The sequence below is a fragment of the Rhodococcus sp. Chr-9 genome (assembly GCF_000801125.1).
GTDB lineage: Bacteria > Actinomycetota > Actinomycetes > Mycobacteriales > Mycobacteriaceae > Rhodococcus > Rhodococcus pyridinivorans.
On sequence record NZ_JTIZ01000130.1, the window covers coordinates 1 to 346 of the forward strand.

Consider the following 346-nt stretch of genomic DNA (forward strand, 5'->3'; position numbering starts at 1 on the left):
GAATGGTATTTACTAAACATTTCAAGCGTTTCGATGTAGCTATCTTTCAGAAGTTCCGTGTCAAGCAATTTTTGGGCTTTCTCAGCACGTTTAGCAAGTCGTTCGTTAACTTGTTCCAGTTGTTCCTTTTGTCGCTGTAAGCTCAAATTATGGTTAATATAAGCAATTTGCTGTGCATGTCGTCCAAGTTTGCCTTGTGTATTAAGCTCGATCAGTTTAGCCATTCCCTCGCCAAGAATTTCATCAGCCACAAAGTTATGTTTATATTTTTTATTTGTGTTGCGTACATAGTTGTCAAGCGTTTGTTTAATTTTAAGTTTTTTGTGTAGCTCTCTTAATGTTGTCA

Annotated in this window: 1 protein-coding gene; it reads right to left on the reverse strand. The window is 36.4% G+C overall.

Annotated features, from left to right (window positions below):
* Positions 1–346 (reverse strand): hypothetical protein (locus QR64_RS26960; RefSeq protein ID WP_039587478.1); only part of this gene is annotated, 346 nt, incomplete at both ends.